At 63.2% G+C, this 24,236-nt stretch carries 23 protein-coding genes; 10 read left to right on the top strand and 13 right to left on the bottom strand.

What is annotated here, in order from left to right; translation table 11 throughout:
• The first annotated feature begins 2 nt into the window (after positions 1-2).
• A complete protein-coding gene (locus tag QDT69_RS25130) occupies positions 3-746 on the top strand; it encodes a hypothetical protein (RefSeq protein WP_279709153.1) in 744 nt (247 codons plus the stop codon).
• Between the two features lie 38 nt (positions 747-784).
• Here QDT69_RS25130 and QDT69_RS25125 read toward each other — a convergent pair whose 3' ends face one another.
• Genes QDT69_RS25125 through QDT69_RS25115 form a run of 3 tightly spaced genes read right to left on the bottom strand, consistent with a single transcriptional unit; the run spans position 785 to position 3,391 of the window.
• Complete coding sequence (locus QDT69_RS25125) at positions 785-1,375, bottom strand: hypothetical protein (RefSeq protein ID WP_279709152.1); 591 nt, start codon at positions 1,373-1,375, stop codon at positions 785-787.
• Between the two features lie 15 nt (positions 1,376-1,390).
• The gene (locus QDT69_RS25120) at positions 1,391-1,618 is read right to left on the bottom strand and encodes a hypothetical protein (RefSeq protein ID WP_279709151.1); all 228 of its coding nucleotides are present in this window, start codon (positions 1,616-1,618) and stop codon (positions 1,391-1,393) included.
• Between the two features lie 12 nt (positions 1,619-1,630).
• Entirely contained in the window at positions 1,631-3,391 is a 1,761-nt protein-coding gene (locus tag QDT69_RS25115) for a site-specific integrase (protein WP_279709150.1), read from the bottom strand.
• A 328-nt stretch (positions 3,392-3,719) separates the two neighbouring features.
• Between QDT69_RS25115 and QDT69_RS25110 the strand changes: the two genes are divergently transcribed.
• Entirely contained in the window at positions 3,720-4,127 is a 408-nt protein-coding gene (locus QDT69_RS25110) for a GNAT family N-acetyltransferase (protein WP_279709149.1), read from the top strand.
• Positions 4,128-4,150: 23 nt separating this feature from the next.
• Here the strand turns inward: QDT69_RS25110 and QDT69_RS25105 are convergent, their stop codons facing one another.
• From QDT69_RS25105 to QDT69_RS25095, 3 genes are all read right to left on the bottom strand, one after another.
• The gene (locus tag QDT69_RS25105) at positions 4,151-4,669 is read right to left on the bottom strand and encodes an invasion associated locus B family protein (protein ID WP_279709198.1); all 519 of its coding nucleotides are present in this window, start codon (positions 4,667-4,669) and stop codon (positions 4,151-4,153) included.
• A gap of 97 nt (positions 4,670-4,766) precedes the next feature.
• A complete protein-coding gene (locus QDT69_RS25100; protein WP_279709148.1) occupies positions 4,767-7,913 on the bottom strand; it encodes a multidrug efflux RND transporter permease subunit in 3,147 nt (1,048 codons plus the stop codon).
• Positions 7,910-9,082, bottom strand: a complete 1,173-nt coding sequence (locus QDT69_RS25095) for an efflux RND transporter periplasmic adaptor subunit (RefSeq protein ID WP_279709147.1) — start codon at positions 9,080-9,082, stop codon at positions 7,910-7,912. The genes QDT69_RS25100 and QDT69_RS25095 overlap by 4 nt, the downstream gene beginning before the upstream one ends.
• 182 nt (positions 9,083-9,264) lie before the next feature.
• Here QDT69_RS25095 and QDT69_RS25090 point away from each other — a divergent pair, with 182 nt between their 5' ends.
• The 7 genes from QDT69_RS25090 (at position 9,265) to QDT69_RS25060 (ending at position 15,918) form a co-directional block, all read left to right on the top strand.
• Complete coding sequence (locus tag QDT69_RS25090) at positions 9,265-9,726, top strand: MarR family transcriptional regulator (RefSeq protein WP_279709146.1); 462 nt, start codon at positions 9,265-9,267, stop codon at positions 9,724-9,726.
• 128 nt (positions 9,727-9,854) lie between these two features.
• Positions 9,855-10,094 (top strand): hypothetical protein, encoded by a 240-nt coding sequence (locus QDT69_RS25085; protein ID WP_279709145.1) that lies wholly within the window; start codon positions 9,855-9,857, stop codon positions 10,092-10,094.
• Positions 10,095-10,309: 215 nt separating this feature from the next.
• Complete coding sequence (locus QDT69_RS25080; protein ID WP_279709144.1) at positions 10,310-12,862, top strand: TonB-dependent receptor; 2,553 nt, start codon at positions 10,310-10,312, stop codon at positions 12,860-12,862.
• 20 nt (positions 12,863-12,882) lie between these two features.
• Positions 12,883-13,572 (top strand): Fe2+-dependent dioxygenase, encoded by a 690-nt coding sequence (locus QDT69_RS25075; protein WP_279709143.1) that lies wholly within the window; start codon positions 12,883-12,885, stop codon positions 13,570-13,572.
• 3 nt (positions 13,573-13,575) lie between these two features.
• A complete protein-coding gene (exbB, locus tag QDT69_RS25070) occupies positions 13,576-14,640 on the top strand; it encodes a tonB-system energizer ExbB (protein WP_279709142.1) in 1,065 nt (354 codons plus the stop codon).
• A gap of 3 nt (positions 14,641-14,643) precedes the next feature.
• On the top strand, positions 14,644-15,108 hold the full coding sequence (gene exbD, locus QDT69_RS25065) for a TonB system transport protein ExbD (protein ID WP_279709141.1): 465 nt from the start codon (positions 14,644-14,646) through the stop codon (positions 15,106-15,108).
• Between the two features lie 12 nt (positions 15,109-15,120).
• The gene (locus QDT69_RS25060) at positions 15,121-15,918 is read left to right on the top strand and encodes a TonB family protein (RefSeq protein ID WP_095734127.1); all 798 of its coding nucleotides are present in this window, start codon (positions 15,121-15,123) and stop codon (positions 15,916-15,918) included.
• Positions 15,919-15,993: 75 nt separating this feature from the next.
• On the opposite strand, the gene QDT69_RS25055 is transcribed toward QDT69_RS25060, so the two are convergent.
• The 4 genes from QDT69_RS25055 to QDT69_RS25040 all read right to left on the bottom strand — a co-directional run bounded on the left by QDT69_RS25055 (position 15,994) and on the right by QDT69_RS25040 (position 19,598).
• Positions 15,994-17,214, bottom strand: coding sequence for an ABC transporter substrate-binding protein (locus QDT69_RS25055; RefSeq protein WP_279709140.1), 1,221 nt, complete (start codon positions 17,212-17,214; stop codon positions 15,994-15,996).
• Between the two features lie 193 nt (positions 17,215-17,407).
• Positions 17,408-17,815, bottom strand: coding sequence for a hypothetical protein (locus tag QDT69_RS25050; RefSeq protein ID WP_279709197.1), 408 nt, complete (start codon positions 17,813-17,815; stop codon positions 17,408-17,410).
• Positions 17,816-17,917: 102 nt separating this feature from the next.
• Complete coding sequence (locus tag QDT69_RS25045; protein ID WP_279709139.1) at positions 17,918-18,598, bottom strand: site-2 protease family protein; 681 nt, start codon at positions 18,596-18,598, stop codon at positions 17,918-17,920.
• Positions 18,599-18,683: 85 nt separating this feature from the next.
• A complete protein-coding gene (locus tag QDT69_RS25040; RefSeq protein WP_279709138.1) occupies positions 18,684-19,598 on the bottom strand; it encodes a DMT family transporter in 915 nt (304 codons plus the stop codon).
• Positions 19,599-19,691: 93 nt separating this feature from the next.
• On the opposite strand from QDT69_RS25040, the gene QDT69_RS25035 reads away from it, so the two are divergent.
• Positions 19,692-20,561, top strand: coding sequence for a LysR substrate-binding domain-containing protein (locus QDT69_RS25035; RefSeq protein ID WP_279709137.1), 870 nt, complete (start codon positions 19,692-19,694; stop codon positions 20,559-20,561).
• Here the strand turns inward: QDT69_RS25035 and QDT69_RS25030 are convergent.
• From QDT69_RS25030 to QDT69_RS25020, 3 genes are all read right to left on the bottom strand, one after another.
• Positions 20,558-21,304, bottom strand: coding sequence for an SDR family NAD(P)-dependent oxidoreductase (locus QDT69_RS25030; RefSeq protein ID WP_279709136.1), 747 nt, complete (start codon positions 21,302-21,304; stop codon positions 20,558-20,560). The genes QDT69_RS25035 and QDT69_RS25030 overlap by 4 nt on opposite strands.
• A gap of 22 nt (positions 21,305-21,326) precedes the next feature.
• Positions 21,327-22,058: an SDR family oxidoreductase gene (locus QDT69_RS25025; RefSeq protein ID WP_279709135.1), complete on the bottom strand. Its 732-nt coding sequence runs from the start codon at positions 22,056-22,058 to the stop codon at positions 21,327-21,329.
• A gap of 137 nt (positions 22,059-22,195) precedes the next feature.
• The gene (locus QDT69_RS25020; protein WP_279709134.1) at positions 22,196-24,034 is read right to left on the bottom strand and encodes a dihydroxy-acid dehydratase family protein; all 1,839 of its coding nucleotides are present in this window, start codon (positions 24,032-24,034) and stop codon (positions 22,196-22,198) included.
• Positions 24,035-24,236 lie beyond the last annotated feature (202 nt).

Genomic DNA, 24,236 nt, shown 5'->3' with positions numbered 1-24,236 from the left:
TCATGACGGAAACCTTGACTAAACTTCTGGCTCTGTTCGGCGGTGGCGCTGCGGTTGTGCTGGCTGTGGTTGGAGCAGCATATTGGCTCTTCAAGCTCTTTAGCGAGAAGTGGCTCACTGCAAGATTCAATGAGCGATTGGAGGACTATAAGCACAAGCAGCAAAGGGAGCTTGAGGAGCTGCGGTTCAAGATCAATTCGTTAATGGATCGCACCGCCAAGCTTTACCAGCGAGAGTTTGACGTGCTGCCGGAAGTATGGAGCAAGCTCGTGATGGCGCATGGGCACGTGCAGTCCGTAGCCTCAGCCCTGCAGCAATATCCCGATCTAGATCGGATGATACCGGAGCATCTCTCCGAGTTCTTGGACAAGTCCCCACTCGACAACTGGGAAAAAGAAAAGATTAAAAGCGAACCTAAGAAGACCGACTACTACACCCGTGCAATCAATCATCATAACGCATGGGTGGCGAGGAACACATACGTCGATTTCTACCAGTATTTTCGAAAGAACAGCATATTCATACGCGAGGAGCTAAAGTCAAAGTTCGATGCTCTCTCGGAGCTAACCCATGGTGCGCTTGTCGAGCATGAGCTTTGGTTACAGGATCGAGCCAACTTCAATATTTGGGAGACCAGACGCAGGTTCGTCAAGGAAGGAGGCGATCTCCTAAAGGCTCTAGAACAGGAAGTTCAAAAGAGACTGTGGGACTCGCAATCGGACTCGCTAGCAGGTGCAAATTCATAGCGCGAACGCCATCGCCTCGATTACTGCCACGCGCTGGCTCAATCAGGACCTACGTAACGTCCCTCGATAAAGAACCAAGCACCAAGCTCGCGCTCCCATACGTTGACCGCGTCCTCAAAAATCTCCAGCGCCTCACGTCGCTGGTCACCATCGGTCAGGCTCAAACGATACACGTATGATCCGGCTTTCTGACCGGCTCGCGTTCTCCCAGCCCTAGCTGGGCGATACTCCCAAACCTGATCGGTCTTAATTTGAGGATCAGTTTTTCTAAGCCGAAAGTGCTTAGAGCCGTTGGCGATCTGCCAACAGACGTAGAGCGAGCGATGCCGGGTCCGCATAGCGGCCTGGAAGTCTTCGACTGTCTTGAGTTTGGTTTCATAGGTGGAGCACATGAGCTCCCGTTGGTAGTCCTCCGCCGACTCCCAAACCCAATCCGTCAAATACCAGCAAGTCACGGCACAGTTGAAGGCGTGATAAGCCGGTGCGTGTGTTTCGGCTAAACTTCGCTTCGAGGCGAGAGACGAGCGAAGTTGCTCGATCTCCCAATAGAGCTTGTGCAGCAAATGGTATGGCGTCGCCAGCGCGAAGACGTTCGATGGCGGATCGGGCTGGTCGGGAATTTTGATCATTAAGAGAACCTGTAACTAATGGCGGTATCGGTCCCATTCCGCCTCTTGCCGACGCCGTTCGCGTTCGCAGCGGTCCCAGTCATTGAACGACTGCAGGCAATACTTGAAATTGTTCTGCAGTGTCAGTTCGCGCTCACTCGACTCTGGAATCCAGCGCACCCAAAAAAGAAGCAGGACCAGGATCGTCCCGCCGATCAAAATTGCGAAATACGGCCACACCCGTGGCTGCTGACCCAGCACCATTTCAAGCCTCGTTTAGAACTCGAACCTAACCGCCTCGATCATCTCGACGCGCTGGCTCAAGATGCCCTGGGGCAGGATGCCATACTTACCTGTCGTCGTCGCCTTGGTGTGGCCCAGCAGCACATTGAACTGCTCGTCCATGTATCCGGCCGCACGGAAGGCGTCGGCAATACCATGCCGGAAGCTGTGGAAGTTGACCTTGCGATCGACCTTCACACCGATGGCACGGAAGTAGTCATTGAAGAAGGTCGAGGGCACGCCAGAGAAGAAACCGCGTGTGTCCGGCTTGATCTCCGGGAAGAGCTGCTTCTCGCCCCGAGCGATCATCGCAGTGTGATATTCGAGCAGACCCAGCTTGATCAGTTCGCTATGGACCGGGACCACGCGCTGGGACCCTCTGGTCTTGGCAGACTTGACCGGCGATCCATCGTCATCGACCTCGCCATCTTCCGTAATATGAAACACCCAAACGTCATGAATTTGGAATAGATCGGCGGTCGCCATCTGCGCGATCTCGCCCAGCCGCGCGCCGGTGTAGAGACCGATCCAGCCAATCCAATAGCGCCAGTCACGGATAGCGACGTTGCCGGGTTCGTGCTCGCGATCGTCACCCATGCAGGTCGTGAAGAGGGGAGAGTTGAAGATCGTCTTGAGTTGATCCGCTGTGAAGGGGAGGCGGACTTTCTTCCGCTTGTCGAGCACCAAATACATCCCGGCCATGACGTCGGCCTCGATGAATTCGTTCTGCAGCAGCCAGGTCGAAAAGCTGCCGACCGCCGACAGATACTTGTTTTTGGTCTTGTCGCTGATCGTTGGCTTCTTGATCGAAGCGTTGGCCTCGATGATCTTCCGGAAGGACATGCCCTTGAACGCTGCGATCTCGCCGGCCTTGACAGGCCAGCCGGACAATTCATGCTTCCAGTTGCGAACGGTCTTTCGAGTGATCACCGAGACGTGGGACGTCTCGCCGACATACTCGGCGAACAGCTTCACTATCTTGCGGTTCTGATTCCATGTGTCCGGCCGCGCCGTGCCCAGGCGCTCGGCCTTGAACCGGTCGTATAGCTCCATGATCGTCTCGCCGGGCGCCGCGAACTGCTTACCCATCGTCGGGTCCGGGGGTCTCACGTCCGGGTCTTTCGGCACGCCAGCCCAATCCCCGGCGTCGCGTTCAGCCGCACGTTCCAGCGCCTCGACCTGGGCGCGCTGGAGCCGATTGCAAATCTCCCGGTATTTCGGACTGCCTTTCTCGACCAGGAGCTTCTCGCGCTCGATCAGGTCATCAGCCGCCCAATGGATCAGGGCCGTCTCTCCGGATGCCAGATGCTCCCTCAACGTCCTAAGCTGGATGGCCCGGTTCTCGCGACCGTTCCTTGCAGCGTTGCGCATGACGAGGAGATCGAAGCCGGGTAGATGAGGCTGGTGTCTTGCGGCCTCGATCTTGTCAGTGGTCGGCATATTGGCCCGCTGCCGCTCGTCTAGTGTCAGCTCGCGTTCATAGTGCGCCCAGGCGCCAGCTTGAATGTCCGTCGCGCCGGGTGCCCGTCGCGCCCGCAGCGCGGCAAATTCCCGTCGCCACTCACTGAGCACCGGCAGGACCAAGTCCCGCGCTGCCTTGGGGTCTCGCGTCCCAAGCGACCTCCATAGCTCCCGGCGGTGGGCCTGCTTTCCGCCCTTGGACGGATAGAAGCGCTGAAGGTCAGGAGGAATGCCAATCCGCGCGTAATACATGGCGCTGCCTGGACGGCGGACGACGTTGGTGGAAAGTGACATGCTGGGACTGCTCGTAACGGGTTGTAGTAACACCTCGAATATAGCGCCCAACTCGCAAGTTGCTCAAAAATAATAACTAATTGGCGCAGAAAGGTTTTCGGCCGTCTTGACTGAGAGTCCTAGAGGGTCCAGGTTCCCCGGCCAATCTGTCTCAATGGCCCCGACCATCCTCTGAAATCCTGATGATTGCCCGTTGCGGTCTGCTCGCGATGGCGAGCCGGACGTGACACAGATTGCGTCGCCACAGCATCGAGGGTGGATTGGTGCAGCGTATTCCACCATGGTCTCGCGCGCGTGGTGCGACCTGTTGCGACAGAGGTTTAAGCTGATGGACGAGATTGTTTATGCCCGTGAAGCGTCGATCGGCGTCGACGAGTTCATCGAGGTGTTGCGCCAGTCGGGGCTCGGCGAGCGGCGTCCGCTGGCGGATACCGAGCGGATGGCGCGCATGATCGCCAATGCCAACCTGATCGTGACGGCGCGAAAGGCGCACCGGCTCGTCGGCGTCTCGCGCGCGCTGACCGATTTCGCCTATTGCTGCTATTTGTCGGACCTTGCGGTCGATCGAGCGTATCAGGGGCACGGCATCGGCAAGCGCCTGATCGCGGAAACGCGGCGCCACGCCGGGCCTGAATCGATGTGCCTGTTGCTGTCGGCGCCGGACTCGATGAGCTTCTACAAGACGATCGGCATGCCGCAGGCGGACAACGCGTTCCTCTACAAGCGCGAGCGATAGCGCAGGCGGCGATCTTTGCTGCGCTACTTGATCTTGTCGTACACCGTCGCGAAGTCGCCGAGCGGCATCGGGATGCTGATGGTTTCCTTGCCGAGATTCTGGAACGACACCTTGAGCTGCTTGCCCGATTTAAGCTGGGTCAGGACATCGGGCGCGATCGGCGCGTTGATGTAGCAGCCGCGCGCCTCGCAGGTCTGGATCGGCACGTCGACCGCTTTGCCTTCGTCGACCTGCAGCTTGGCGCCGACCGGCAGGTTCAGGCCGAGCGGAAGCTGGATCAGCGCAACCGGCGTGCGGGTGTCGCCGGGAACGCGGATGTTGACCAGCACGATGAGCTGGCCGGTCTTGGTGAGAACAGCGGTCTGCTCCATGGCGCATTCGAGCGGCGCGTCGCGGCTCGCGCTGGTGCAGCGCGCGACCCAGCCGGTATTGTTGCCGGATGCATCACCTTGCGGCGCGGCGGGAGCAGCTGCCGGAACCGGCGCGGGCGTAGTCTTGCCCTTCGGCGTCTGGGCGTGGCCGAAGCCGGCTGCGCCGAACACGGTGAGCAGGACGAAAAACGACTTTGCGACAATCCTCACGATACCGGCTCCGAAATGAACATCTTTCGGATGTGCCGGTATGGCGGCAAATGTCAAGTCACTCAGCGGCCTGCTTGACCGATCGGTCGTCGCCATCGTCGGCGTCGTGGCCGGCACGTGGCGAGCGGCCCCAGTTCGCGAACGCGTTGGAGAGCCTGTCGAGATAGAGATAAACCACCGGCGTCGTGAACAGCGTCAGCGCCTGGCTGACGATCAGGCCGCCGACCATAGCGTAGCCGAGCGGTTGGCGGATTTCGGAGCCGGTGCCGGTCCCGAGCATCAGCGGCACGCCGCCGAGCATGGCGGCCATCGTCGTCATCATGATCGGGCGGAAGCGGAGCAGGGCGGCCTGACGGATCGCCGCCACCGGCTCCATGTGCTGATCGCGCTCGGCGGCGATCGCGAAGTCGACCATCATGATGCCGTTCTTCTTCACGATGCCGATCAGCAGGATGATGCCGATCAGCGCGATCAGCGAGAAGTCGAAGCCCGCGGCCATCAGGATCGCCAGCGCGCCGACGCCGGCCGAGGGCAGCGTCGACAGAATGGTGATCGGGTGGATGTAGCTCTCGTAGAGAATACCCAGGATCAGGTAGACGACCACGAGCGCCGCCAGGATCAGCAGCGGCACGCTCGACAGCGATTGCTGGAATGCCTGCGCGGTGCCCTGGAAGCTCGAGCTCAGGGTCGGCGGTGCGCCGAGGTCGATCATGGCCTTCTGCACTGCCTCGGTCGCCTGGCCGAGCGCGACACCCTGCGCCAGGTTGAACGAGATGGTGATCGCCGGGAACTGGCCCTGGTGGCTGATCGACAGCGGCCGCACCGGCACGGTGGTCCACTTCGCAAAGGTCGACAGCGGCACCTGTTCGCCGGTCAGCGGCGACTTGATGTAGATGTTGTTCAGCGTATCGATCGAGCCCTGCAGCTCCGGCAGCACCTCGAGAATGACGTGGTAGCTGTTGAGCTGGGTGAAGTACTGCGTCACCTGGCGCTGGCCGAACGCGTCATAGAGCGTGTCGTCGATCAGCTGCGGCTGGATGCCATAGCGCGAGGCGGTGTCGCGGTTGATCTTCAGCTCGACGGTGGTGCCGTTGGTCTGCTGGTCGGTGGCGACGTCGCGCAGCTGCGGCAGCGTCTGCATCTTGCCGAGGATCTTCGGCGCCCATTCGTTCAGCTCGGCAAGGTTGGCATCCTGCAAGGTGAACTCGAACTGGGTTCGGGTCGGGCGACCGCCGAGGCGGACGTCCTGCGCGGCCTGCATGAACAGCCGGGCACCGAGCACCTTCTCCAGCTTCGGCCGCAGCCGGGCGATGATCTGCTGCGCGTTGGCATCGCGCTCGTTCAGCGGCTTGAGCGTGATGAACATGTTGCCGTTGTTGCCGGCCCGGCCGCTGCCGCCGATCGCCATCGCCACCGTCGCCACGCCGGGATCCTGCATGACGATCTTGCTGAGCTGCTCCTGCTTCCCCTTCATCTCGGCGAACGAGATGTCCTGGTTGGCTTCCGAGGTCGCGGTGATCAGGCCGACGTCCTGCTGCGGGAAGAAGCCCTTCGGGATGATGACGAACATGTAGATCGACAGCGCGAGCGTCGCGAAGAAGATCATCAGGGTGGTGAACTTCCAGCGCAGTGCAAGGTCGAGCCCGCTCTGATAGCCGCGCAGCATGGCGTCGAAGCCGCGCTCGCTGAGCTTGTAGAGACGGCCGTGCCGCTCCTCGTTGTGGGCGCGCAGGAAGCGCGAAGCCATCATCGGGGTCAGCGTCAGCGACACGAACATCGAGACGAAGATGGTCATCGCCAGCACCACAGCGAATTCGCGGAACAGGCGGCCGATGATGCCGCCCATCAGCAGCAACGGAATCAGCACCGCGACCAGCGAGATGCTGATCGAGACGATAGTGAAGCCGATTTCCTTGGAACCCTTGAAGGCGGCCGCCATCGGCCGCTCGCCTTCCTCGATGTAGCGGCTGATGTTCTCCAGCATCACGATGGCATCGTCGACCACGAAGCCGACCGCGATCGTGAGCGCCATCAGCGACAGATTGTCGAGCGTGTAGCCGAAGATCCACATCAGCGCGCAGGCGCCGAGCAGCGCCAGCGGCACCGTCACGGCGGGGATCACGGTGGCCCAGAAGCTGCGCAGGAAGACGAAGATCACCATCACGACCAGGAAGATGGTCAGCATGAGGGTGAACTGGACGTCCTCCACCGCGGCGCGGATCGTGGTGGTGCGGTCGGAGATGACCTCGATCTTGACCGCCGGCGGAATGGCCGCGACCAGCCGCGGCAGCGCCGCCTTGATCTTGTCGACGGTGTCGATGACGTTGGCGCCGGGCTGTTTGAAGACGACGAGGAACACGCCGCGCTTGCCGTTGGCCCAGGCGGCCTGCTTGGCGTCCTCCGGCCCGGTCACGGCCTGGCCGATGTCGCGGATCCGCAAGGGCCCGCCATTGCGGTACGCGATGATGACGTCGTTCCAGGGCTCCGCCGTGAGCAACTGGTCGTTGGCATAGATGGTGTAGGCGCGGGTGGCGCCGTCGATATTGCCCTTCGGGCTGTCGACGGTTGCGATGTTGATCGCGGCGCGGACATCCTCCAGCGACAGGCCTTTCGCGACCAGCTTGGCCGGGTCGATCTGGACGCGGACCGAGGGCTTCTGCTGGCCGCCGATGATGACCTGCGCAACGCCGGAGATCTGGCTGATCTGCTGGGCAAGCTGCGCGTCGACGGAATCGCTGACCGTCGTCAGCGGCAGCGTGTCCGAGGTGGCCGACAGCAGCATGATCGGCGCGTCCGCCGGATTGACCTTACGATAGGTCGGCGGCGAGGGAAGGTTCTTCGGCAACTGGCCGCTGGCGGCATTGATGGCGGCCTGCACGTCATTGGCGGCGCCGTCGATCGAGCGGTTGAGGTCGAACTGGATCGTGACCGATGCCGTGCCGAGATAACTCGTCGAGGTCATCTGCGCGATGCCGGGGATCTGCGCGAACTGGCGCTCCAGCGGCTGGGCGACCGAACTTGCCATGGTCTCCGGGCTGCCGCCCGGCAGCGACGCGGTGATCTGGATGGTCGGGAAGTCGACTTGCGGCAGCGGCGCCACTGGAAGCAGGGGGTAGGCGACGAGGCCGACAAACAGGATGCCGGCCATCAGCAGCGAGGTGCCGATGGGGAAGCGAATGAATGGTGCGGATATTCCGTCGCTCATTCCTGCGTAACCTTCGACTGGGACTGGTCCGAGCTCGCCACCGCCGTCGTCACCAGGGTTCCCGGCGAGACCTTGTATTGGCCCGCGGTGATCACCTGCTGTCCCGGCGACAGGCCTTCTTCGATCACCGATTTGCCGTCGATCGACTGGCTGACCTTGAGCTTGCGAAGCTCGGCCTTGTTCTCCTGATTGACTGAATACGCGTAGAGGCCCTCGGTGCCATGCTGCACCGCGTCATCCGGCACGACGGTGGCATCCTTCAATGTCCGGACCAGGAGCCGGGTCGAGACCGACTGGCCCGGCCACAGCGCATGGTCCTTGTTATCAAACACCGCCTTCAGCCGGACAGTCCCGCTTGTGGTGTCGACCTGATTGTTGATCAGCGCCAGGGTTCCGGTCGACAGCACCCGTTTGCCGTCGGTGGTCAGGGCAATGGTCTTGGGCGGCGCCACGGCCAATGCCGCCTTGATATCGGGCAGCTGGTCTTCCGGCGCGGTGAAGATCACGGTGATCGGCTCGATCTGGGTGATCGTCACGATGCCGGTCTGGGCCGAGGCGTTGACGATGTTGCCGATATCGACCAGTCGCAGGCCGACGATGCCGTCGATCGGCGACTTCACGGTGGCGTAGTCGACCTGGGTCTGCGCGTTGAAGATCGCGGCGTCGTCGGCGGTGATCTGCGCCGTGAGCTGGGCCACGGTGGAGCGCTGGGTGTCGAGCTGCTGGCGCGTCGCGAACTCGCCGAGCTTGGTGTAGCGCTGCAGATCGAGATTGGCGTTGGCGAGGTTGGCCTCGTCCTGGGCCTTCTTGGCCTTGGCCTGGTCGAGCGTCGCCTGATAGGGCCGCGGATCGATCTCAACCAGCGTGTCGCCCGCCTTGACGAACTGGCCTTCCTTGAAAGCGACCTTGGTGATCTGGCCGTCGACCCGTGTGCGGACCTGGACGGTGTTGAACGCCTGCACCGTGCCGAGACCGGTCAGGTAGACCGGGAAGTCGGCCTTCTCGACCGGCGAGATATTGACCGGAACGGCGGGGCGCTGCTGGGCGGCACGCTTCTGCGCGGCCTCGGCCGCCAGCTTGTTGTCGGAGTATTTTTGCCAGCCGAAATAACCAGCCGCGCCAACCGCAGCGATCACTAAAACCCAACCGATGGTGCGTGACTTTGACATGCGGACTCTTGGGTTCGACGTAACAATAAAGGGTGATCGAAACGGTTCACAGAGCTTGCGGATATAATATGCGTGCACTTAATGTGTAAACACACCAAGGCTTGAGAATCCTAAACATTTGGAAAGGTTTAGGTCAGAAACGAGCAGAAACATTCCGGCTGTGAAACGCACCGAGGACCCCTATGTCGCTCGATCTCAAACGCCAATTCATTGCGCAGCTCGTCGAGAGTTCCAGGCTGCTGCGCAATTATATCGATCATCGCGCCAAGGCGCGAGGCACCACGCGCGCCCAATGGATCGTGCTCTTCCGCCTGCGCGAGCAGGAAGGACTATCCCAGGTCGATCTTGCCGATGTGCTCGAATTGCAGCCGATCTCGCTGGTGCGGCTGCTTGACCGGCTTGTCGAGCATGGCTTGCTCGAACGCCGTCCCGACCCCAGGGATCGCCGCGCCAATCGTCTATTCCTGACCAGGACCGGGCGCCGCCTCGTCGACGATCTTGACAGTCTGCGCGATGCGATCGCCGGCGACGTGCTGCGTGACGTATCGGACAAGCATGTCGAGAGTGGCCTCGCCACGCTTCGCGAGGTCAAGGATCGCATCAAGGCGCTCGGCGAGGGCGCCGAGCCCATCGCCGCGAAATAGCGCGCGTCGCGTCGCGCGCACTCCTGCGCTCGATCCCTTCATCAGCTTGCGGTTTGCGCGACGCGGTTGAAACGCCGCGGGATGTCGTTCATATCGCGCAGCGACGATGCGAAAGGATGAGGGCCGCGATGGATGAGTTGAACGGACGCATGATGGCTTGCCAGATCCTGGTCACCGGATTGATCGCGCGCGTCGCCAACGAGCAGCGTGATCCGCTGCGCTTTCTCACCGACTTCCGCGATGAGATCAAAGCGGTCGTCAACGGCGTCAATATCGCCGGCCTCGAGAACAGCGACCAGGTGCGGCAGGTCGCGCAGCGGACCATCGACGAGCTGTTTTCGCTGATGAAGCCGCCAAGCGCCGAGTGATTGTCGGCAGCAATTTAGAACGGTCATTAGAACGCTTAAAAACTAGAGTTTAGAACGATTTCAAACCGTAGATTAGAATCCCTTTGAACTGGGGCGATTCAAGCAAACTGTGGTGCTGATCGCATTGATAAAAAAGCTCACGCTCGATAACCGGAGGAGACAGTTCATCGCAGGTGATTTCGCGACGAATTTGCTTTCTGGGGGCGTGCAAGACAATGAGCAATGTGAAGGCGCCGAGATCGCTGCGCTTCGAAGCGGCGATCGGTTCGGCTGACGATACGGGTTATTCCGCCGCAAAGGTCTCCGCCGTCGCGAGCCTGATCGCGGTGGCGTCGTTTTCGGGGGCCGAAGCGCAGCAGACCAATCTGCCGCCGGTGAATGTCGATGCCCCGGTCGCGCGCCCGCGGCCCGTCTCCTCAAAGCCCACATCGGACCAGGTTCGCGCCCGCAACGCGCTGCGCCGCGCCGCGCGCCGCAGCAATCAGCAGGCCCAGCAGGCGCCGGTGCCGTTTCCCAATGCCGGCGGTCTTCCCGCCGACCGCGATCGCTACGCGGATCCGGCCGCGCCGTACAAGGGCGACCGTCTCCAGGCATCCGGGAAGTATCCCGAGCCGATCCTGAACACGCCGAAGTCGGTCACGGTGCTGACCAAGGACGTGCTCGAGGACAAGAACGCGACCTCGCTGAAGTCGGCGATCCTGTCGACGGCCGGCGTGACGCTCGGCACGGGCGAGGGCGGCAACGCGTTCGGCGACCGCTTCTTCATCCGCGGCTTCGACGCCCGCAACGACATCTTCATCGACGGTGTGCGCGACGCCGGCGTCAGCGTCCGCGAGAACTTCTTCACCGAGCAGGTCGAGATCCTGCGCGGCCCGGGCTCGTCCTTCGCAGGCCGCGGCACAACCGGCGGCGCGATCAACATCGTCACCAAGCAGGCGACGACGGAGAACAGCTTCTACAACATGGACACCTCGTTCGGCACCGATCGCACCAAGCGGGTGACGCTCGATGTCAACCAGGTGATCAGCCCGACGCTGGCGATCCGCGCCGGCGGCCTGTTCCAGGATGCCGGCGTCGCCGGCCGCAGCTATGTCACCGACAATCGCGATGGCGCGTTCGTCGCCGGAACATGGAAGCCGGTCGATGCGGTGAAGATCACCGGCAACTACATCCACACCGAGCTCACCGGTATCCCGGATTTCGGCGTGCCCTACTACCGGCCGAGCACCGCGAGCACGGCCGGCGGCCCGTTCCCGGATTTCGGCGTCAACCGCAACAATTTCTACGGCTTCGTCAACCGCGACTTCTTCAGGACCGGGCAGGACATCGGCACGATCAACGCCGAGGTGCAGGTCACGCCGGACCTCGTGATCAGCAACAAGATCCGGGAATCGCGCTCGACCCAGAACTACGTCGGCACGCTGCCGGAATCGCCGGTGCTGGCCACGCCGCTTTCGGCCTCGACGCTGACCACGAATCCGCAGAGCCGTTTCCAGGTCACGGACGTGTTCGCCAACCAGACCGAGGCAACCTACAAGTTCAACGACGGCGCCGGCTTCAAGCACACGGCGCTTGCCGGATTCGAGTATGACAACGAAAGGTCCTCGATCGACAAGTATCTTGGTCTGAACTCGGAAGCGCTGCCTGGCGGTTTCAACGGCGGCGGATCGCTCGCTGGCGTCAGCGTGTTCAATCCGCAATACACCAACATTCCGTTCCCGATTCCGTCGGGACTGTCCGGGCTGCCAACCAAACTCACCATCGACACCAAGAGTGTCTATGTCATGGACAGCGCCAACTACAACGATCTCGTGATCCTCAACGGCGGCGTCCGCTATGACGATTACAACATCAAGACCACCGGCTATGGTACGGTCAATGGTGTCGCCAACGTCTTCGGTCAGCAGCAGCAAGACTATGGCATGCCGAACTTCAACCTCGGTCTGACACTCAAGCCGTTGCCGAACGGGAGCGTCTATGCCGCCTATGCCACGTCATCCAACCCGGTCGGCGCGGAGTTTGACGGCTCGAGCATTCAGTATGGTGGTCTCGCGCCGGTTCTCAATGGCAATCCAAGCCAGATATTCGGGCCGGAAAAGAACAAGGCGATTGAAGTCGGCACCAAGTGGGAGTTGTTCGATCGCCATTTGCTGGTGACGGCGGCGCTGTTCCAGACCGAGAAGGAAAACGCGCGCGAATCCATGAACGTCACCGCGGCGACCGCAACCGCCGCATGTCCCTATCCAGCTGGTACGACCGGAAGCGTCTCCTGCATCAGCGCCGGCGCGGCTTATCGCATCCGCGGCATCGATCTCGGAGTGGGCGGCAAGATCACCGACAAGTGGAGCGTGTTCGGCGGCCTCGTGCTCATGCAGTCGGAAGTGACCAAATCGAATATTCCGCCTGCGAACACGACTCTGTACACCTCGAACGTCGGCTTGCCGCTCGCTAACGTGGCACATCAGTCGTTCAGCATGCTGACCAAGTACCAGCTCACCGACATGTGGGAGCTGGGCGGGCAGGCGGTGTATCGCTCCAAGGTCTATGGCGGCACCTTCCTTGCCGCCAACCAGGGCACCTCGATCCCGAGCTACTGGCGCTTCGACGCGTTTGCCGAGGCAAAGATCGACAAGCACTGGACCATGAAGCTGTTCGTCAACAACATCTTCGACAAGCGCTACTACGACGCGCTGTACCAGAGCGCAGCACCGTTCGTGCTCGAGGCGCCGGGACGCGCCGCGTATCTGGTTATCTCTGCGCGTTACTGACGGAGGCCTCGCGGCACAAGATGCTGGTCTGTATTCCCAACGTATTGAGCAAGGCCGATGTGGCGGACTTCCGCCGCATCATGGAGCAAGCCGAATGGGAAGACGGCCGCTCGACCGCCGGTGCTGCGTCCGCGATGGTCAAGCGCAACGAGCAACTGCCGCCCGACAGCGAGGTCGCGCGGCAACTCGGCAACCGGATCCTGACCGCGCTGTCGGCGAGCCCGCAGTTCATCTCGGCCGCGATCCCACTTAGAATCTTTCCACCCTTGTTCAACCGCTACGCCGCGAGCGACGGGCACCATTTCGGCCTGCACGTCGACAATGCGGTGCGGGGCGACCGGCTGACGGGCTTGCGGATCCGCACCGACCTGTCGGTCACGCTGTTTTTATCGGAGCCGGAAGACTATGATGGCGGCGAGCTCGTCATCGAGGATCTCTACGGATCGCATGAAATCAAGCTGCCGGCGGGCGATCTGGTGGTTTATCCTGCTTCCAGCTTGCATCTGGTCACGCCGGTCACGCGGGGCGTGCGGGTAGCGTCTTTTTTCTGGCTGCAGAGCATGGTACGGGATGCCCACGCGCGCAGCCTGATCTTTGATCTCGATACCGCGATCCAGGCTCTGGTGGAGCGGCTGGGGCGCGATGACCCTGAAACGGTCAAATTGACCGGGATTTATCACAACCTGATCCGTCACTGGGCTGAAGTGTAACTGATGATGACATTCAAGTTCCCCGCTGCATCCGCCATGATCGCCTCGCTGGCGATGCTGATGCTGGCCGCGCCGTCCTCGGCGCAGCAGCAAACGGCGCCTGTCGCGCAGCCCGCACCCGTGACCCGGCCTCAGCCCGCACCCGTGGCGCAACCGCAGGCGGCGCAGCCTGCAACCGCCCAGCCTGCGGCTGCCCAGGCCGCGCCGGTAGCCCAGCCGGCGCCCGCCGCGCCGCAGGCACAGGCCGCACCGGTCCCGGCCGCGGCTCCGACACCGGCGGCACTCGATGCGTCGCCGGCCGCGCCCGCGGGCGGCGATGGCAAGGTGCTGAAATCGACCAGCACCGGCCTGCACGAATTGTCGCCGTGGAACATGTTCTTGAACGCCGACATCATCGTGAAAGCGGTGATGCTCGGCCTTGCGTTCGCATCGCTCGTGACCTGGACGGTGTTCATTGCCAAGATGGTCGAGCTGACCGTCGCGCAAAGCAAGCTGCGCAGCGCGCTCGCCAAGATCGCTGAATCGCGGTCGCTGGCGGAAGCGCAGTTCGCGCTCGGCGCCAAGGGTACTGTGCTGTCGTCATTCATTGGCGCCGCAATGCGTGAAGGGCGCCTGTCGGCGGGCATCTCCAGCGACGCCGGCATCAAGGAGCGCGCTGCGTCGAGCTTTGCCGAGATCGTGCGCGCCGAAGCCCGCAAGATCCGCATCGGCACGGGCCTGCTTGCGACCATCGGCGCAACGTCGCCGTTCGTCGGTCTGTTCGGCACCGTGTGGGGCATCATGAACAGCTTCATCGGCATTTCGAAGTCGCAGACGACGAACCTTGCCGTTGTGGCGCCGGGCATCGCCGAAGCGCTGCTCGCAACCGCGATCGGCCTCGTCGCGGCGATCCCCGCGGTCATCATCTACAACCATTTCTCGCGCGTCACGAAGGTCTATCTCGAGCTCGTCAACCGCGCTTCGGGCGCCGCGGGACGGCTGCTGTCGCGCGATCTCGATCGCACCCATGGCAGCATTCCCGGCGAGGTTCCGCGCAGCGCGCATGGGCGCGCCGCCGCGGCGGAGTAGGCGATGGCAGTCTCGATCTCCGAGAGCGACGACGACGACGATTTCGCGGAATCCCACGAGATCAACGTCACGCCGTTCATCGACGTGATGCTGGTGCTGCTGATCATCTTCATGGTTGCGGCGCCGCTCTCGACCGTCGACCTGCCGATCGATCTGCCGACCTCCAGCGCGACGCCGCAGAAGAAGCCGGACAAGCCGACCTATCTCAGCATCAAGCCGGACCTGACGCTGGCGATCGGGGAGAGCGCGGTGAAGCGGGCCGACCTGATCAATTCGCTCGATGCGGTGCCCGACATGAGCCGGGACAAATACGTGTTCCTGCGCGCCGATCGCACGGTGCCCTATGGCGAGCTGATGGGCGTCATGGAGCTGCTGCGTGCCGGCGGCTACACGCATGTGAAGCTGGTCACGCTCGAGGGCGTGCCGGGCGCGCCCGGGACGGCGCAGGCCGAACCGGCCAAACCCTGACGGCGAACCGCGATGTCCACCAACCCCGATCTCGATCTGCGGACGTCGAAGCGGCTCTGGGTGATCGCCGCAGTGACGGCGGTCGGGCTGCATCTCGGCGGCGCTGCGCTGGCGCTGACGAATCTGCGCGGCGACGACGGCGATGAGGGGCTTGGCGCTGCCGGCGCGGAGTACGCCGTCGAGCTTGCCTCCGCAACCGACGAGGATAACCCGGCGCCCCCTGGACCGGAGGACCGAGCGCAGGAAGCGTCGCCGGAAATGACCCAGCAGAAGGCGGAGGTCAAGGAGACCGACCTTCCGCAGGCCAAGCCGACCGAAACTGAGGACGCCGATCGCCTCGTCACGGAAGACAACAGCAAGAAGCCGAAGGAGGACGAGGCGCAGGTCGCCAAGGTTCAGACCGAGACGAGCGAGGCCGCCGAGCAGCACCAAGACCAATCGCCGACCAAGCTGGAAGACGCTTCGCGTCAGTCGGAGACGACCAAGGCGCCCAATCCCGGGATCGGCAAGGACAAGTTCGCGCTGACGGCCAAATGGGGCAAGAAGATCAGCGCCTATCTCGACCTGCACAAGAAATTCCCGGAGAACAGCAAGACCAAGGAGGGCAAGGTGAAGCTTGCCCTGGTGCTCAACCGTCTCGGCAAGGTCTTGTCCGTAGCCGTGATGGAAACGTCCGGGGATGCCGCGTTCGACGACGCTGCGGTCTCGATGGTCCACCGCTCCGATCCGGTGCCGGCGCCGCCGGCGGGACTGACCGAGGACCAGTTCTCCTTCACGCTTCCCGTCACATTCAACAAGCCCAAGAAGTAGCCGTCGTCATTCCGGGTTCGCCGATCGGACCGCACTTGGCGCGGACCCGTTGGCGAGCCCCGGAATGACGGGTACTTAGCTCTTCTTCACCAGCGGGCAGACGCTCTTCTCGAGCGGCAGCCAGGCTTCATCCGCCGGGATCGTCGCGATCAGCTTGTAATAGTCCCACGGATATTTCGACTCCGAAGGCTTCTTCACCTCGAACAGATAGGCGGGGTGGATCTTGCGGCCGTCGACGCGGATCGAGCCCTTGCCGAACAGCGGATCGTCGGTCGGCAGCTCCTTCATCTTGGCGACCACGGCGCGGCCGTCATGCGGATTGCCGCCGAGCGCCTCCAGCGCCTTGAAATAGTGGATCAGCGACGAATAGACGCCGGCCTGCACCATGGTCGGCGGGTTCTTCTTGAAGCGCTCCATGAAGCGCTTGGTGAAGGCGCGGGTCTGGTCGTTCATGTCCCAGTAGAATGTCTCGGTGAAGTTCAGCCCCTGCGCGACGTTGAGGCCGAGCGCGTTGATGTCGGTGATGAACAGCAGCATGCCGGCGAGCCGCTGGCCGCCCGAGACGATGCCGAATTCAGCCGCCTGCTTGATCGCGTTGGTGGTGTCGCCGCCGGCATTGGCGAGGCCGACGATCTTGGCCTTCGAGCTTTGCGCCTGCAGCAGGAAGGACGAGAAGTCCGCGTTGTTGAGCGGATGCTTGACGCTGCCGAGCACCTTGCCGCCATTCGCGGTGACGACATTCGAGGTGTCGCGCTCCAGTGCCTGGCCGAACGCATAGTCCGCGGTGAGGAAGAACCAGGTGTCGCCGCCGGATTTCACCAGCGCCTTGCCGGTGCCGTTGGCGAGCATGTAGGTGTCATAGACCCAGTGCACCGTGTTCGGCGAGCACTGCGCGCCCGTGAGGTCGGACGAGGCGGAGCCCGAGTTCAAATTGACGACGTTCTTCTCCTTGGCGAGGTTGGCGATCGCGAGCCCGACATTGGAGGCCGCAAGATCGACGAACACGTCGACCTTCTCGACATCGATCCACTGCTTGCCGATGTTGACCGCGACATCGGGCTTGTTCTGGTGATCGGCCGAGATCAGATCGATCTTCCAGCCCTTGGCCAGCAGCCCGGAATCCTCGATCGCCATCTGCGCTGCGACCGTCGAGCCGGGACCGCCGATATCCTGATAGAGACCGGACTGATCGCCGAGGGCGCCGACCTTGGCGACCTTGTCCATCGTCTGCGCCGACGCCGTTCCGGCGAACACGAGGCTCGTGGTCACGACCAGGGCTGCAATGGAACGCTTCATCTTCCCTCCAGTATGATTTTGTTTTTTGAGTTCCGCATTATGCCCGGCATCGGGCGCATCGCCTAGGGCGCTGCTTCGATCGAGCGCGCGCGATATTCCACGGCGCGGCGATTGAATGGCCAATGCCGCGCGACGCGATGCCGCGGGTTCGCGCGTCGATCAAGAATCGGGCTGGGATGAAGCGCGGGCGGCGCTATTTCCAGTAGTAGCGGATCGCGACGTAGACCACGACGAGGCAGGCGAAGATCAGCGCCACCGGCATCGGACGCTTGGCGTTCGGGTCGGACGAGACCGTCTTCTTGGCGGGCAGGCGGCGGAACGCGGTGACGTTGCCGGTGTCGGCGACCGGTTCGCGCGTGCGCGCCGGAACCTCGGGCGCCTTTCCGGCGCCGCCCATCTCCGCATAATAGGTGCGGTACATCTCCTGGATGGTCGCCTCGCTGGCCTCGGCGTCGGTCATCTGTTCGAGCAGCTTCTTGTAGATCGCCAGGAAATTCTGCGCCTCGGGCGGCAAAGCGGAAGCGCCGTTTAGCTTGGCCATCATCTTCCAGGTCGCAAAGTCCGCCCGCGCGCGGGTGTCGGCGCGTCGTGCAATCAGCATATCGGCAGCTTTGATCACCATGGCCTCGAAGCGTTCCTGTCCCTGCGCGCGCATCCGAAGATTGGGTTCCGAGTTTCTGATTGGGTCATGCGCAAATCAAGGCTATGTGTTTCCGGTAATAAGGAGAAGGGCGTTGATTACATAGCCGGTCAGAGTTCGCAGTATCGTTGAAATAACATCAAGATTTAGGCCGACCTGCCGGCCGATCACGGGCAGCAGGATCAACATCCCGATCAGGATCAGCATGCCGTAGGGCTCCAGCCGGGCGAGCGGGATCGCCAGCGGCCGCGGCAGCAGCCCGACCGCGACCCTTCCGCCGTCCAGCGGCGGGATCGGCATCATGTTGAAGATCGCGAGCACGATGTTGATCAGGAACGCGTTTTTCAGATTGTCCGCGGTCCATTTTGCCGCATCTGCCGGAACCAATGGCAGCGCGTGGAATGCCAGCGCCGCCGCGGTTGCCAGGATGATGTTGGTGACCGGGCCGGCCAGCGCCACCCACACCATGTCGAGCTTGGGATGGTTGAGCTTGCGGAAATTCACCGGCACCGGCTTGGCGTAGCCGAACAGGAACGGCGAATGCGCGAACAGCAGCACCGCGGGCAGGATCAGCGTGCCGAACGGGTCGATATGCTTCAGCGGGTTGAAGCTGACACGGCCGAGCTTCCAGGCGGTGTCGTCGCCGAGCCGGTGCGCGACGAAGCCGTGCGCCGCCTCGTGGAAGGTGATGGCGACGATCAGCGGCAGCACCCAGACGGAGATGTCGTAAAGGGAGATGTTCAATGCGGTGCCGCCTCGGATTCGCTTGGGACCGGAGGTCAGGCTAGCACGGATTTGCTGAAGTCGATCTGGCAAGCATTGCCGCGGGTCAGCGCGCGTCGGGCGCGACGACGGGCTCCGCCGTGCGCGCCCGTTGCCGCTGCGTGGTCGCGATCCAGATGCCGGCGAACACGGTGACGATGCCGGCCATCAGATTCCAGCTCAGCGGCTCGCCAAGCAGGACCGCGCCGACCAGCGAGGCCGCAATCGGATTGACGGTGACCGAGATCGCCACCCGGGTCGGCGTCGTCCGCTCCAGCGCAAAAGCCCAGAGATAGAAGGTGAGCGCCGCGCCGAACGCGCCGAGATAGGTCGCACCGAACCATTGCGGCGCGCCAAACTCAGCGACCGGCGCGAAACTGCCGCGCAGCAGCGAGGCCGCGATCAGCACCACTGCACCAGCCGCCATGGCGAGCGTGGTGAAGGGGATCGGGCCGGAGCGGCGGATGAAGGGTTTCGACCAGATGCTGTAGAGCGCCATGCACAGTGCGGCCGCGACCATCAGCAGATCGCCGCGCCAGGCGCCCGGCGGGGCAGTGGCGAGGCCGGAGAGCAGGGCCATCGAGACACCCAGGATAGTGATCAGCACGCCTGTGGCCTTGCGCGCGGTGAGTGGCTCGGCACCGAGCGCTGCGCCGACCAGCATGGTCAGCAGCGGCAAGGTCGAGAGCGCTAGCGCGCCCCGCGCCGCGGTCGTGAAGATCAGCGAGGCGTTGAACAGGATCGGAAACGCCGCGAAGAACAGCAGGCCGAGACCGACGACGCCGAACCAGTCACGCCGCGGCGGCCAGCTTCCACGTTGCAGCAGTGCCAGCGGCAGCAGCAGGAGGACGCCGATGCCAAAACGGAACGCACCGATCGCCAATGGATCGATCGCGCCGACCAGGAACCGCGTCGCTCCGATCGAGGTTCCGCCGATCGCACTCGACAGCACCGCGGCCAATACCCCCCAGATTTCGCCCATCCCGTTCGATCCCTGTGTTTCGCTTGCGCAATCTAGGGACGAGGAGATATTCATGGAATGGAATAAATATGATCGATAAAATCACGGCTTGTTATGAGCGCACCCATCCTGGACCCTGATCTCCTGCAAGCCTTTGTCGCGGTGGCGGACCATCGCTCCTTCACCCGCGCCGCCTCGGCGCTGAACCGGACCCAATCCGCCGTCAGCATGCAGGTGAAGCGGCTGGAAGAGCGGCTGCAAGCTGAACTGTTTCACCGCAGCACATCCAGCGTCGACCTTAGCGCAGCCGGCGAGGGGCTGCTCGGCTACGCCCGCCGGATATTGAGCCTCAACGCTGAGGCGATCGGCCTGGTGCGCGAGCACGGCACCGACGGACGGGTTCGCCTTGGCGTGATGGACGACTACGGGACGTTGATCGTACCGCCGCTGCTCAAGGAATTTGTCGCCAACTATCCGCTGATCCATGTCGAGATGGAGACCGGGCTGACATCGTCGATGACGGACCGGCTCGGCGAAGCCTATGACCTCGTGATCGCGATGCACCCCGAGGGGCGCGGCGAGGGCGAGTTGCTGCGCACCGAGCAGGCGGTGTGGGCCGCTAGCGCATCGCATCGTGTCGAAGAACTCGATCCGCTGCCGGTCGCGCTGTATCCGCAGGGCTGTCTGTTCCGGGCCTGGGCGATGCAGGCGCTGGACGAAGCGAGCCGGCCTTGGCGGCTCGCTTTTGTCAGCCATAGTCTTTCTGCGGTCGAAGCGATCGCGGCGCAGGGGCTCGCCGTGACCGTGGTCAAGTCCGGCACCTTTCCGCCGGCGCTGCGGCGCCTGACCGCGCGTGACGGCATGCCGCGCCTGCCGCGAGCCGAGATCCGGCTGCACCGCGCGCCAAATCTTTCGCGCGCGGCGTCATTGCTGGCAGATCACCTGGTCGCCGCGCTTCGACAGCAAACGAAGCGCGCGAGCTAGTACGTCGCCCGTCCGCCGGAGATGTCGAACACCGCGCCGGTCGAGAAGGCGCAGTCCTCCGACGCCAGCCATGCCACCATCGAAGCCAGTTCCTCGACCTGCACGAAGCGGGCTTTCGGAATCTTCGACAGCATGAAGTCGATATGCGCCTGCGTCATCTGGTCGAAGATCGCGGTCTTCGCCGCAGCAGGCGTCACCGCATTGACCAGGATGTCGTGCTGCGCGAGCTCCTTGCCGAGCGATTTCGTCAGCGCGATCAGGCCCGCCTTCGACGAGGAGTAGTGCGCTGCGTTCGGGTTGCCTTCCTTGCCGGCGATCGAGGCGATATTGACGATGCGGCCATACTTCTGCCCGATCATGGTCGGCACGATCGCCTTGCAGCAGATGAAGGGACCCTCGAGATTGATGCGCATCACCCTGCGCCAGTCGTCGAGATCGGTTTCCCATACCGGCTTGTTGGCTCCGGTGATACCGGCGTTGTTGACGAGGATGTCGATCTTGCCGAATGCCCCGAGCGTCTGATCGCGCGCGGCGTCGACCGCGGTGGGATCGGTGACATCCGTCTTGATCGCGATCACGTCCTCGCCGATCGCCCGCGCGGTCTGCTCGGCGAGCGGCTGGTCGAAATCCCAGATCGCGACCTTGGCGCCGGATGCGACGAAGCGCTCGGTGATGGCGCGGCCGAACCCTTGCGCGCCGCCGGTGACGACGGCGCAGCGGCCGTCGAGATCGATCTTGTTCATGCCGAATGCCTTTGCGTGCCCATCAGAGCATGAAGCCGCCGTCGACGACCATGTCGACGCCGGTGGTGAAAGCGGCTTCGTCGCTCGCAAGATACACAGCCATGGCCGCGATCTCCTCGGCGGTGCCGAGCCGGCCCATCTTCTGGCGGGCCACGAACTTCTCGCGTCCGTCCGGGCCCGCGGCAGCTGCGCGCTCCAGCATCGAGGGCGTCTCAACGGTGCCGGGGCAGATCGCGTTGCAGCGGATGCCCTGGGTGATGAAGTCGAGCGCGACCGCGCGCGTGAGCAGCGAAACTGCCGCTTTCGACGCACTGTAGACGTAGCGATTGGCCGGTGGCCGCAACGCCGCGCAGGACGAGATGTTGACGATGCTGCCGCCACCGCCTTGCAGCATCGCAGGCAGGAACGCCTTGATGGTCCGGTGCATGGATTTGACGTTGAGATCGAACGAGAAGTCGAAGTCTTCGTCGGAGCACTCCAGAATGGTGCCGTGATGCACGAAGCCCGCCGCATTGAGCAGGACGTCGATCTTGCCGACGCGCTTGGCGAAGGTGTTGACGTCGGCGGTGCTGCGAACGTCGAGCCGGGCGGTCTCGGCGATGCCTTCCTTGCCTAGCGTGGCGATGCCGCTCTCATTGATGTCGGTGGCGATCACGGTCGCGCCTTCACGCGCGAATGCGATCGCGCATGCGCGCCCGATGCCGGCCGCCGCGGCGGTGACAACGGCGCGCTTTCCCTTCAGTCTGTCTGACATGCTTTTCTTCCCTTCCTCTTGTCCGTCATTCCGGGGCGCGCGCAGCGCGAACCCGGAATCTCGAGATTCCCCGATGCGCAACTTGCGCATCTTTGGTCTGGTGCTTACGCACCATCCCGGAATGACGGGTTGATGCTTCAATGATTATCCCGCGCCACGCCGACCTTGCCGGCGATGTCGTGGTAGCGCGTCGCGAGCTCGAGGCAGGCGCCGGTGGCGTGCTGGCCGACGGTCTGGCGGTAGAGCTCCTGCCACGGCGTCTGGTTGGCCGGGTGCGGGAAGCCGCCTTTGGCCTTCAGCTCGGCGCGGCGGGTGCGCAGCTCATCCTCCGAGATCATGATGTTGGCGCTGCCCTTGTTGAGGTCGATGCGCACCTTGTCGCCGCTCCTCAGGATCGCGAGCCCGCCATCGGCGGCGGCCTCGGGCGAGGCGTTGAGGATCGACGGCGAGCCGGAGGTGCCGGACTGCCTGCCGTCGCCAATGCAGGGCAGGGACAGGATGCCGCGTTTGATCAGCGCCGCCGGCGGCTGCATGTTCACCACCTCGGCGCCGCCGGGATAGCCGATCGGGCCGGTGCCGCGGATGAACAGGATGCAGTGCTCGTCGATGTCGAGCGCGGGATCCTCGATCCGCGCGTGATAGTCCTCCGGGCCTTCGAACACGACGGCACGGCCCTCGAAGGCGTTGAGGTCCTTCGGGTTGGACAGATAGCGGTCGCGGAACTCCTTCGAGATCACGCTGGTCTTCATGATCGCGGAATCGAACAAATTGCCGCGCAGCACGATGAAGCCGGCGTCCTTTACGAGCGGCTTGTCGTAGCCCCAGATCACGTCGCCATCGGGCTGCGGCGCCTCCTTGCAATTCTCGCCCATCGTGCGGCCGTTGACGGTGAGGGCGCCTTCATGGATGCGCTTGTGCTTGATCAGCTCGCGCACCACCGACGGCACGCCGCCGGCGCGGTGGTATTCCTCGCCGAGATAGAAGCCGGCCGGCTGCATGTTCACCAGCAGCGGCACGTCGTGGCCGTATTTCTGCCAGTCGTCGATCGAGAGCTCGACGCCGACATGGCGCGCCAGCGCGTTGATGTGGATCGGTGCGTTGGTCGAGCCGCCGATCGCGGAGTTGACCACGATGCAGTTCTCGAACGCCTCGCGGGTCAGGAAGTCAGACGGCTTGAGATCTTCCCAGACCATGTCGACGATGCGTTTTCCCGTCTCGTAGGCGATCTGGCCGCGCTCGCGATAGGGCGCCGGGATCGCCGCGCAGCCCGGCAGCGAGAAGCCGAGCGCCTCGGCGAGCGAGTTCATCGTGGAGGCGGTGCCCATCGTGTTGCAATGGCCGACCGAGGGCGCCGAGGAGGCCACGATCTCGATGAACTGCTCGTAGTCGATTTCGCCCGCGGCGAGCCGCTCGCGCGCCTTCCACACCACGGTGCCGGAGCCGGTGCGCTGGCCTTCGTGCCAGCCATTCAGCATCGGCCCGCCCGACAGCACGATCGCCGGCAGGTTCACGGTCGCCGCCGCCATCATGCACGCCGGCGTGGTCTTGTCGCAGCCGGTGGTCAGCACCACGCCGTCGAGCGGATAGCCGAACAGCACCTCGACGAGGCCGAGATAGGCGAGGTTGCGGTCGAGCGCCGCGGTCGGGCGCTTGCCGGTCTCCTGGATCGGATGGGTCGGAAACTCCATCGCGATGCCGCCGGCGGCGCGGATGCCCTCGCGGACGCGGTGGGCAAGCTCGAGGTGATGCCGGTTGCAGGGCGACAGGTCATTGCCGGTCTGCGCGATGCCGATGATCGGCTTGCCCGACTGCAATTCCTCGCGGGTCAGGCCGTAATTGAGGTAGCGCTCGAGATAGAGCGCGGTCATGCCCGGATTGTGCGGGTTGTCGAACCATTCCTGGGAGCGGAGCCTGCGGCCCTTGCCCTTTGTGGTCTCGCCTGCGGCGCTGTGCCCGTTGGTGTGGGGTTTTGTCATTGGTTTCTCCCGCAATGCAAATCTTGCTGGGCCCATTCAAGGGCTCTGGTTCAACGTCGTTCTACCTTGCGCTAATCGTCGGTCATTACAAACTCAGGCGATCACGCAGAGGTGTTTCAGTGGATGGATTGGACCTTAGTTGAAGGCACTTGGTTGCGCTATCATTTTGTCATTTTTCGCGTCCTTGTGACGGGCTGGTGTC

It is taken from the genome of Bradyrhizobium sp. CER78 (assembly GCF_029846235.1).
Lineage (GTDB): Bacteria > Pseudomonadota > Alphaproteobacteria > Rhizobiales > Xanthobacteraceae > Bradyrhizobium.
The sequence above is the reverse complement of the archived record's forward strand: the minus strand, read 5'-3'. Positions and strand labels throughout refer to the sequence as shown.

Excerpts from the sequence above, each read along its gene's own strand:
- QDT69_RS25130 (WP_279709153.1), top strand. The coding sequence starts at position 3 with ATGACGGAAACCTTGACTAAACTTCTGGCTCTGTTCGGCGGTGGCGCT.
- QDT69_RS25125 (WP_279709152.1), bottom strand. The coding sequence starts at position 1,375 with ATGATCAAAATTCCCGACCAGCCCGATCCGCCATCGAACGTCTTCGCG.
- QDT69_RS25120 (WP_279709151.1), bottom strand. The coding sequence starts at position 1,618 with ATGGTGCTGGGTCAGCAGCCACGGGTGTGGCCGTATTTCGCAATTTTG.
- QDT69_RS25115 (WP_279709150.1), bottom strand. The coding sequence starts at position 3,391 with ATGTCACTTTCCACCAACGTCGTCCGCCGTCCAGGCAGCGCCATGTAT.
- QDT69_RS25110 (WP_279709149.1), top strand. The coding sequence starts at position 3,720 with ATGGACGAGATTGTTTATGCCCGTGAAGCGTCGATCGGCGTCGACGAG.
- QDT69_RS25100 (WP_279709148.1), bottom strand. The coding sequence starts at position 7,913 with ATGAGCGACGGAATATCCGCACCATTCATTCGCTTCCCCATCGGCACC.
- QDT69_RS25095 (WP_279709147.1), bottom strand. The coding sequence starts at position 9,082 with ATGTCAAAGTCACGCACCATCGGTTGGGTTTTAGTGATCGCTGCGGTT.
- QDT69_RS25090 (WP_279709146.1), top strand. The coding sequence starts at position 9,265 with ATGTCGCTCGATCTCAAACGCCAATTCATTGCGCAGCTCGTCGAGAGT.
- QDT69_RS25085 (WP_279709145.1), top strand. The coding sequence starts at position 9,855 with ATGGATGAGTTGAACGGACGCATGATGGCTTGCCAGATCCTGGTCACC.
- QDT69_RS25080 (WP_279709144.1), top strand. The coding sequence starts at position 10,310 with ATGAGCAATGTGAAGGCGCCGAGATCGCTGCGCTTCGAAGCGGCGATC.
- QDT69_RS25075 (WP_279709143.1), top strand. The coding sequence starts at position 12,883 with ATGCTGGTCTGTATTCCCAACGTATTGAGCAAGGCCGATGTGGCGGAC.
- exbB (WP_279709142.1), top strand. The coding sequence starts at position 13,576 with ATGATGACATTCAAGTTCCCCGCTGCATCCGCCATGATCGCCTCGCTG.
- exbD (WP_279709141.1), top strand. The coding sequence starts at position 14,644 with ATGGCAGTCTCGATCTCCGAGAGCGACGACGACGACGATTTCGCGGAA.
- QDT69_RS25060 (WP_095734127.1), top strand. The coding sequence starts at position 15,121 with ATGTCCACCAACCCCGATCTCGATCTGCGGACGTCGAAGCGGCTCTGG.
- QDT69_RS25055 (WP_279709140.1), bottom strand. The coding sequence starts at position 17,214 with ATGAAGCGTTCCATTGCAGCCCTGGTCGTGACCACGAGCCTCGTGTTC.
- QDT69_RS25050 (WP_279709197.1), bottom strand. The coding sequence starts at position 17,815 with ATGCTGATTGCACGACGCGCCGACACCCGCGCGCGGGCGGACTTTGCG.
- QDT69_RS25040 (WP_279709138.1), bottom strand. The coding sequence starts at position 19,598 with ATGGGCGAAATCTGGGGGGTATTGGCCGCGGTGCTGTCGAGTGCGATC.
- QDT69_RS25035 (WP_279709137.1), top strand. The coding sequence starts at position 19,692 with ATGAGCGCACCCATCCTGGACCCTGATCTCCTGCAAGCCTTTGTCGCG.
- QDT69_RS25030 (WP_279709136.1), bottom strand. The coding sequence starts at position 21,304 with ATGAACAAGATCGATCTCGACGGCCGCTGCGCCGTCGTCACCGGCGGC.
- QDT69_RS25025 (WP_279709135.1), bottom strand. The coding sequence starts at position 22,058 with ATGTCAGACAGACTGAAGGGAAAGCGCGCCGTTGTCACCGCCGCGGCG.
- QDT69_RS25020 (WP_279709134.1), bottom strand. The coding sequence starts at position 24,034 with ATGACAAAACCCCACACCAACGGGCACAGCGCCGCAGGCGAGACCACA.